This is a genomic window from Paraburkholderia sp. C35, assembly GCF_003121405.1.
Taxonomy (GTDB): Bacteria; Pseudomonadota; Gammaproteobacteria; order Burkholderiales; family Burkholderiaceae; genus Paraburkholderia.
Map to the genome: position 1 here is coordinate 26,479 of NZ_QBUY01000101.1, position 6,930 is coordinate 33,408.

Genomic DNA, 6,930 nt, shown 5'->3' on the forward strand with positions numbered 1-6,930 from the left:
GCGAGCGGGATGACAGCGACACGCGCTCACGCGGCTTCGCCCGATGCGGGACGCAGCGGCACCGCAGCACGCAGCGGCGGAAGACGGATTTCGAACACCGCGCCGCCTTCGGGATGATTGTGCGCGGCGAGCGAGCCACCGTGCACTTCCACCATCGAGCGGCAGATAGCGAGGCCCATTCCCATGCCGTCGGGCCGCGGCGTGAAGAACGGCTCGAAAATGCACGCAAGATGCTCATCGGCGATTCCCGCGCCGGTGTCGCGTACGCTGAGACGAACCCAACCGGACGCATCGTCGGCAATCCGGATCGTGAGTTCGCGGCGTGCCGGCGCAGCATGGCAGCTCGCGCGAATGCCATTGGTCAGGATATTGGCCAGCACCTGCTGCATTTCGATTTCGTCGGCGGCAACGGGTGCGGCGTCAGCCTGCGCATCGATCCGCAGCACGATGCCCTCGCCAGTCAACTCACGCTCGAACAGCGCCGCCACGTCGTGCACGACAGCCGCAAGATGCACCGATTCGAGCGGGCGCCGACTGCGGGTGAGATGACTGCGCGTACGGTCGACGATCTCCGCCGCACGGATGACCTGCTTCACGGTGCGCTGCGCAGCCGCTTTCGCTTCATCGAGATTCGGCGGATCTGTCGTGAGCCAGCGCATGCAGCCTTGCGCATCGATCGCCAGGGCGCCGAGCGGCTGCTTGAGTTCGTGCGCGATCGACGCCGATACTGCACCCACCGCGGTCGCCCGTCCAGCGCGAGCGAGTTCCTCGCGCGCGGCGATGAGGCTGTCGCGCGCCCGCTCGCGCGCCGTGATGTCGACCATCGCGAACACCACGCGGTCCGACGCGCCCTCGTCTTCCGGCAACGCGACGATCAGCAACAACGTGACGGGCCGGCCCGTGCGGGTGCGCAACTGCACTTCGCGCTCGAAGCGGGATGTCCCACTCCACATCGCAGACAGCACGTACGTTAGCGCATCGTCACCAGGCGGCATGAAGCGCGCGATTGGCCCCAGCACCTGATCGCGTGAATCGCATTCAAGCAGCCGCATCGCGGCGTCATTCGCGTTGGTCACCTGGATGCGGCGCGCGCATGCGGCCACGAGTCCCGGGTCATCACGCATCTGCGCCTGCAGATCGGTCACGCCGAGTTCCTGCAGGCGCGCAAGCATGCTGCGGGCGGGCGAAAGATCGACTTCCGTCATCGACACGTGTGTCTGTTCGAACATCGTCCGGTAGCGGGCCTCGCTGCGCGATAGCGCACGATGCGCTTCACGCCGCGCACTGATGTCGAGTGCAACGAGACTGACCAGCCCGCCGAAGGCGAGATACAGACCTACGGGCACGAGGCCCGCGCGCGCCGCGAGGGTTTGCGCAATCAGTGGCGTCAGCGCACCGCCGATGATCCCGCCGATATTGAACGCCGCCGATACGCCCGAATATCGCACGCGCGCAGGGAACAGACCAGGCAGCCATGCACCCAGCGGGCCATTGTTGAAACCCATCACGAACAGGGCTAGCGAAAGAAACACAAACACCACGAAAAGCGAATGGCTGGCCAGCATCGCGGGAAGCAGAAAGCCACAGGCCATTGTGCCGAGGAATCCATAGGTCAGTACGCGCGATGGGTTCCAGCGGTCCGACCGCCAGCCCGCCAGCACGACGCCCCCGATCATGAAGACATGTGCGCCGAGTTCGGCAACAAGGAAAGCATTCAACGGGATACCAATGACGGCCGTGCCATAACCGAGCGCAAACACCGTCGCAATGTAGTAGATCGCGAAGCACGACACGGCGCCCAGCGCGCCGACCACGACCTGTCCAAAGTGGCTACGGATCACTTCGACGAGCGGCACGCGTGCGGGCTTCGCTTTCGCGATGGCCGCAGAAAAAACCGGGGTTTCCGTCAGATGGATACGAATCCACAGACCGAACCACACGAGCGGGGCGCTAAGGATGAACGCGATCCGCCATCCCCAGTCGCGGAACTGGTCAGGCGTCAGACAAACGCTCAGTACGAGCAGGAGTCCGTTGGCGAACATATAGCCGAACGGCACGCCGAGCGGCGCGAACATGCCGAAGCGGCCACGCCAGCCGGGCGGTGCGCTCTCGACGGCCATCAGCGCCGCTCCAGCCCATTCACCGCCGATCGCGAGGCCCTGGCCGAAGCGCAATATGCAAAGCATCACGGGCGCGATCCAGCCCACTGCGTCATAAGTCGGCAACAGTCCTGTCAAGGCAGTCGGACCGCCCATCAGCAGCAGCGAAATCACGAGACTCGTCTTGCGGCCGATGCGGTCACCGACATGCCCGAACACCGCGCCGCCGAGGGGGCGAGCCAGAAACGCGATGCCGAACGTGCCGTATGCCGCAAGCAGTTGATTGGCGGGCGTAGACCGGGAGAAAAACAGCTGCCCGAATATCTGCGTCGCGGCGGTGGCGAAGATGTAGAAGTCGTAGAACTCGACGGTCGTGCCGACCACGCTTGCGAGCCGGATGCGCCACGTCGCTTCCTGCCGATAGACCGTTGCTTCATTCACGCTGCCGCCCTGGTGGTTTTACCTACGCTGTTGGAGTCTTCCCGGCACGCATTGCATCGCCATAATCGGGCGCGCGACTTGCCATGCAGGCACGACCTGCGCCGCGTTCGAGTTTTCGCAGTATAGGCCGCCGGAACCGTCGCATTGATCGCGGAGTCCGCGCCCTACGATTGCGGCTCTCGAAGCCATGCTGGATCGGCCAGGTTTCCTTCGCAACGCTCGCGGGCTGCTTCATGGCCGGTCAAGCGTCACGCTCAACCAGTCGACGATCGATGTCGCGTCGAGTGGCTTGTCGAGTATCGCCAGCACGCCTCTGGAACTGAGCTTGGCCTTCAGATCGGGCGTCGAAAATGCCGTAATGAACAGCGTCGGAATGGTATAGCCGCGTGCGAGCAACTGGTCATGCATCTCGATACCGGAAAGTGCCTGCATCCGCACGTCGGAAATCAGACAACCGATATCGTCCAACGCATCCCGCTGCAGAAACTCGACGCCCGACGCATAGGTCCGCACGGCCCAACCGAATGAGCGGACGAGACCGGCTGTCGCTTCGCGTACTGCGTCGTCATCGTCGACTACCACCACTACCTGATTTGTATCTGTTTGCACACTACCGCCCTGAGGTAAGTGGAAAAGTCCCAGCCACAGCGGCCTGATGCGCGAGCTATACCATCAGACTAGCGAAATGCGTCAGTCGCGCAAAGCATACTTAGGTATGGGTCGTGCTCGCATGGCGGTTCGAGGCCTCTGTCAACGGCGACGCAGCCGTGCATCGCGTGCAAGGAACGCGCGGCCCGCCAGGCGTGCAAGCACGGCTCCGCGCACATGCTCCCGTGGTCATAGTTTCCGTCTGCCATGCAATGAGACAGCGTTTGCAGAGCATCTGCGCGGATGGGCAACCCTATTCTTTCGTCCAGTTGCCGGTACGCGTATCTTCGCTATCCTCAACTTAACGCTTTCGCCCGAATCTGTCTTCTGTCCTTTCTATCGAGGTCAAGATGAATGCTCCCGACTCGCCGCTTGCCAGGCTCTCCACGTGTGCGCAGGTCGATACCATTCGAAGAAGCCGGCGCGCGTCGAGACGCGACCCGTGGCGCGAAACACTCGTCCTGCTCGATCAGCTCTGTGCGCACTGCGACGACAACGAACGGCGCGCTGCTCACAGTCCCCGCCACATCGTGCGCGCGCAAAACGGTACGCCTGTCATCACCGTGCTCGAACGGTTATCCGAGAAAACCATTGCGCTACGCTGGTGCTCCACCTCCTGCCACTATGGCGACCAGATCTGGGTCAAAGGGATCGCGCGCACGGGCGGCGTATGTGTCATGACCGGACGTCGCATCGAAGCGGGCGATGCAATCTACCGGCCACGTAAATGCGGCTCCGACAAGCCTATCAACGCGAATGCAATGGCACACCTTGCCGCTTTCGAACACCTTCCTCCGTGTGATCGAAAGACGAAGCCTGTTCCTGCGTCGCGCGCCTGATTTTTCATCGCGCGATGCAACAAGTCCGACTACTATCAAAGGTGCAGTTATGTCCTCTCTCGATCCGTCTCGCGTATGCCGCAGCGCCATTGCGCTGCTGGTTTCGGATAGTTCCGCTTTCGCGCCTGCGTTTGCAGCCGGCGAAGCGTTGGTCCAGCCACATGCGCTCGTGGTAGACGCAAGTTTGCCGAAGGCAATCGTGGACGCGGAAGTCCTCGCCGCTCGACGTTACGACACCTTCTGGAGTACGGGTGACGAAGCCCCGGTACACGCCGCGCTAGCCCCCGGATTCACCGACCGGACGCTACCGCCGGGACGGTCGCAAGGTATTGCCGGTCCGCTTGCCGCTTCGAAGTTCGTACGGGGGGCGGTTCCCGACATGCACTGCGACATCGAACATATGATCGTATCGCGCGACAGGGTCATCGCCCACCTTCGCTTTACAGGCCATTTCACAGGCCATTTCAATAACGTCCAAGGGCAAGGCCAGCCGATCGACTTCATCGCCACGGACATCTACCGTGTCGAAAAAGGTCGCATCGCAGACAACTGGCATCTCGAAGACAACCTGACCTTTCTGCAACAACTGGGTGTCGTCGCACGATAAGTTCACCCGCCGCGATGTCCCGGGTGATCCATACCGCGTAAGCCATGCGGCGCCTCGCCGCCGAAACAGCCCGTTTGCCCGCTTATTCCCAAGGAGCCGCACGATGAGCACGTTCGAGTCGAAAGCAGTATTGATCGTAGGTGGTAGTTCGGGCATCGGTGCCGCGACAGCCCAGGCTTTTGCGGCGCTCGACGCGCGCGTCACGATTGCGGCGCGCGATCGCGTGAAGCTCGATGCAGTCGCGACGCAGATCGGCCCTTCGGTGACGGCCACAGCGCTCGATACAACGGACGAAGCCGCTGTCGAGAAGTTCTTTGCCACTAGCGAACCTTTCGATCATGTTGTTATTTCCGCGGCGCAAACGCCAGGCGGTCCCGTACGGCAGCTCGCACTCGCCGACGCCTATGCGGCCATGAACAGCAAGTTCTGGGGCGCTTATCGCATTGCACGTGCGGCGCGCATTCGCGATGATGGATCGCTGACATTCGTGTCCGGCTTTCTCAGCGTACGCCCCAGCAAAACCTCCGTTTTGCAAGGAGCGATCAATGCCGCGCTCGAGGCACTCGTTCGCGGACTCGCACTCGAACTGTCGCCCGTGCGGGTCAACACAGTATCGCCGGGACTCATCGCGACGCCGCTCTGGTCGCGGTTAAGCAACGACGCGCGCCAGAGTATGTTCGACGGCGCCGCCGCGCGCCTGCCTGTCCAGCGTGTCGGACAGCCGCAAGACGTCGCGAATGCGATCGTCTATCTCGCGTCCACACCGTACGCTAGCGGCTCAACCGTGCTGGTCGATGGCGGGGCATCCCTCGTATAAGGCCGTCTGCACGTGGCCGTTGCATGACTGGCTCCACGCGCTCTTCTGTTTGTGCGGACTGGTCGTGATTGCTTCCACCGCGCGTATCAGGCCGCACCACAGCCGATCCGCCGCAACGCCTCGGCAGCCAGCCGGCGCGTCACTTCGCCGGCCGGCAGCGCATGCGCGAGCGGCGCTGCCTGGCCCGCCCAGAACGAAGAAAAATCACTCGAACCAAGCGACTCCGCTTTCGACCGCAACACGGCAAGCGCAGCCGCCGCATCAGGAAAGCCTGGCGCGTGCTCCGCAATCGCACCTAACTCAGCCACGACGCGATTGACGATTGCGCGTGCAGGCCGCCCCGTGAGCACATTGGTCAACGCCGTCGCGTCGTCGCGGACGGTTTTCAGCGCCTGACGATAGCTGGGAGACAAGGTGCTTTCCGGACAGGACAGATAAGCCGTACCCATCTGCACACCCGAAGCGCCCAGTGCCAGCGCCGCCGCAATGCCACGCGCGTCGCCCACACCGCCTGCGGCGATCACGGGCACATCGACAGCGTCGACGATCTGCGGAACCAGTGCGAATGTGCCGACCTGTTGCGCCACCGCGCTGGGTGCGAGGAAAGAACCACGATGCCCACCCGCCTCCGCGCCTTGCGCGATGATCGCATCGCAGCCGCGCGCGGCCAACCAGCGAGCCTCCGTTACTGTCGTAGCCGACGCAATGATCTTCGCACCCGCTGCATGCACGCGCGCGGTCAACGACGCATCCGGCAAACCAAAATGGAAACTGACGACTGCGGGTCTCACTTCCTCGATGAGTTCGCAATATTGGACATCGAACGCGCGTATGGGTGGAACCGGTTGCGGGGTATTGTCCGCGTCCAGCCCCAGTTCGTCGAAGTAATGATGCAACTGAGCGCGCCATGCCGACGTCGCGCGTGTATCGTCAATCGTGCGTGTGTGACAAAAGAAATTCAGGGTGACAGGCCGCGCGGTACTTTCGCGAAACAGCGCGACGGCGGCATGTGCGTCGTCGACACTGAGCATCGCACATGGCAGCGAGCCGAGCCCGCCCGCCTGTGCAACGGCAATCGCGAGCGGTGCGCCACCTGCGCCTGCCATCGGTGCGAGCACAATTGGCATATCGATACCGAACAGATCGAGGATACGGTTGTCGTCCCATGCGCTCATATACACCCCGTCGACATGACGTCAGTGAGCTTGCTGCTCGCGGCGCCGATAGCCGAGTGTCAACAACCCTGCGATGATCGCGCCAACGGCCAGCATCGACACGCCGCTGCTCGACCGCTGTGTCATATCGGTCAGCCAGCCAATCGCGAAGGGACTCACGAATCCCGAGAGATTGCCGATCGAATTGATCAGCGCGATACCTGCTGCTGCCGTTGCTCCCTGCATTCTTTCGGTCGGCAAACTCCAGAACAGGGGCAACGCCGACAGAATGCCCGCCGATGCAACCGTCAAGCCACCCAACGCC

6 protein-coding genes and 1 pseudogene are annotated in these 6,930 nt (G+C 62.8%); 3 read left to right on the forward strand and 4 right to left on the reverse strand.

Features of this window, described 5'->3' with window-relative positions; all coding sequences use genetic code 11:
* Positions 1-26: 26 nt before the first annotated feature.
* Together DK391_RS35755 and DK391_RS35760 are read right to left on the reverse strand one after the other, a co-directional pair.
* Complete coding sequence (locus tag DK391_RS35755; protein ID WP_109482723.1) at positions 27-2,540, reverse strand: MFS transporter; 2,514 nt, start codon at positions 2,538-2,540, stop codon at positions 27-29.
* A gap of 231 nt (positions 2,541-2,771) precedes the next feature.
* Positions 2,772-3,149, reverse strand: a complete 378-nt coding sequence (locus tag DK391_RS35760) for a response regulator (RefSeq protein WP_109482724.1) — start codon at positions 3,147-3,149, stop codon at positions 2,772-2,774.
* 389 nt (positions 3,150-3,538) lie between these two features.
* Between DK391_RS35760 and DK391_RS35765 the strand changes: the two genes are divergently transcribed.
* From DK391_RS35765 to DK391_RS35775, 3 genes are all read left to right on the forward strand, one after another.
* Complete coding sequence (locus tag DK391_RS35765; RefSeq protein WP_109482725.1) at positions 3,539-4,027, forward strand: DUF3331 domain-containing protein; 489 nt, start codon at positions 3,539-3,541, stop codon at positions 4,025-4,027.
* Between the two features lie 49 nt (positions 4,028-4,076).
* Positions 4,077-4,634, forward strand: a complete 558-nt coding sequence (locus DK391_RS35770) for an ester cyclase (RefSeq protein WP_109482726.1) — start codon at positions 4,077-4,079, stop codon at positions 4,632-4,634.
* A gap of 103 nt (positions 4,635-4,737) precedes the next feature.
* Positions 4,738-5,451: an SDR family oxidoreductase gene (locus DK391_RS35775; RefSeq protein WP_109482727.1), complete on the forward strand. Its 714-nt coding sequence runs from the start codon at positions 4,738-4,740 to the stop codon at positions 5,449-5,451.
* An 86-nt stretch (positions 5,452-5,537) separates the two neighbouring features.
* On the opposite strand, the gene DK391_RS35780 is transcribed toward DK391_RS35775, so the two are convergent.
* On the reverse strand, positions 5,538-6,626 hold the full coding sequence (locus tag DK391_RS35780; protein ID WP_109482728.1) for a nitronate monooxygenase family protein: 1,089 nt from the start codon (positions 6,624-6,626) through the stop codon (positions 5,538-5,540).
* A gap of 21 nt (positions 6,627-6,647) precedes the next feature.
* A pseudogene (locus tag DK391_RS35785) lies at positions 6,648-6,930 on the reverse strand (MFS transporter); the annotation flags it as partial.